This is a genomic window from Gilliamella sp. GillExp13, from assembly GCF_001690815.1.
Taxonomy (GTDB): Bacteria; Pseudomonadota; Gammaproteobacteria; order Enterobacterales; family Orbaceae; genus Gilliamella; species Gilliamella bombi.
The window spans coordinates 1-1,528 of the sequence record NZ_LZHJ01000021.1; the positions used below are offsets into that span (position 1 = coordinate 1).

A 1,528-nucleotide genomic window follows, 5' to 3' on the forward strand; every position below is an offset into this window, starting at 1 on the left:
ACGCAAAACAGGGCTAGTATTAATTGGGCGCCTCAATCAACGTACCGCCTCCGAAACGAGAGATATGATAATAAAATTGCTAACGCCGTTTGAAAAAATGGTTAAAAGCATCACCTTTGATAATGGGATGGAATTTAATTATCATCATGCTATTGAGCATTATTTAAATACTACCGTGTACTTTGCGGAGCCTTATAAAAGCTGGCAAAGAGGCACAAATGAAAACACCAATGGCTTAATACGTCAGTTTATACCTAAGTCAGCGGCCATTTCATTAGTTGACGACAAACAGATAAAGAAAATACAATATCTATTGAACACGCGCCCAAGAAAACGGCATAAGTTTAAAAGCCCTGCCGATTTTTATTCTAAGGAGCTAAGAAGAATTGCACTTCATGGTGTAATCTAAGAAATGCCTATCAAATATTAAAACAAAATCAAGGGGCATTAAATAAACTCCTTGACATTATCCACCATCATTTTTGCTTAAAATAAGGGATGATTATGGATAAAAAACAGGGTTTATTATTAGTTAATCTAGGTACACCAAATGCGGCAACATCCGATGCAATAACGAAGTATTTAACCGAATTTTTGCTTGATAAACATGTAGTTGATTTACCTAAGCTGTTTTGGTATCCCATTTTAAACTATTTAGTGATACCAAAACGAGTACCTTATATTATAAGGCATTATCAAAAAATTTGGATAAATGACGCTTCGCCTTTATTGTATTATAGTCGATTGTTGTGTGATAAATTACAATGTCATTTACCGAATATGCAATGCGAATTAGCCATGACTTATGGTGAGCCCAATTTGCAATCAAAATTAAATAAACTTCGATCCTGTGAAAAAATTACGGTATTACCCCTGTTTCCACAATATTCAACAACAACACTCGCCGTATTTGATAAAATTCAACAAATTATAGCGACCGATACCATCATCGATAACATTGACACGATTCGCGATTATGCTGATCATCCAAGTTATATCAATGCACTTTATTGGCAAATAAAGCACGCTTTTTATGATCACGGTCAACCTGAAGTGCTTGTGTAAATGCCCCAAACTTAGTACACAACTCACGTAGAAAATTAAGCTGCTTGTTTTAGTGTTTTATACTCAATCGGTGTCATGTTATTTAATGCCTCATGCGGTCTTTCGGTGTTATAAATCGTTAGCCATTCTTCGGTTATTCTCCTTGCTTGTGCTAAGTTGTTAAAAAGATATAAATCAAGTACTTCAGTACGATAGGTACGATTAAATCGTTCAATATAACCATTTTGATAAGGGCTACCGGGCTTTATATAATCAATGGCTATATCATGTGATTTAGCTCAGTTTATAAAGGTTTTTCCTGTAAATTCTGGCCCATTATCGACCCGTATTTTTAATGGATATCCATGATATTCGGCCAGTTTATCTAAGTAACGGGTAATCCTTCCTGCTGGTAAGCTGACTGCAATATCAATACCTAACGCCTCACGATTAAAGTCATCGATGACATTGAATGTCCTAAAGC

At 35.4% G+C, this 1,528-nt stretch carries 4 protein-coding genes; 2 read left to right on the forward strand and 2 right to left on the reverse strand.

Annotation, left to right across the window (positions count from 1 at the left end; all coding sequences use genetic code 11):
• Together A9G37_RS01305 and hemH are read left to right on the forward strand one after the other, a co-directional pair.
• Positions 1-409, forward strand: a 409-nt coding sequence (locus A9G37_RS01305; RefSeq protein WP_141671001.1) for an IS30 family transposase, incomplete at its 5' end; no start/stop codon positions are given.
• Positions 410-504: 95 nt separating this feature from the next.
• A complete protein-coding gene (hemH, locus tag A9G37_RS01310) occupies positions 505-1,065 on the forward strand; it encodes a ferrochelatase (protein WP_065574392.1) in 561 nt (186 codons plus the stop codon).
• Between the two features lie 35 nt (positions 1,066-1,100).
• Here the strand turns inward: hemH and A9G37_RS13390 are convergent, their stop codons facing one another.
• Positions 1,101-1,328, reverse strand: a complete 228-nt coding sequence (locus A9G37_RS13390; protein WP_081297635.1) for an integrase core domain-containing protein — start codon at positions 1,326-1,328, stop codon at positions 1,101-1,103.
• A 15-nt stretch (positions 1,329-1,343) separates the two neighbouring features.
• On the reverse strand, positions 1,344-1,528 hold a 185-nt coding region (locus A9G37_RS12710; RefSeq protein ID WP_335340536.1), incomplete at its 5' end, for a DDE-type integrase/transposase/recombinase.

Coding starts and splice junctions, on each gene's coding strand:
- hemH (WP_065574392.1), top strand. CDS start 505: ATGGATAAAAAACAGGGTTTATTATTAGTTAATCTAGGTACACCAAAT.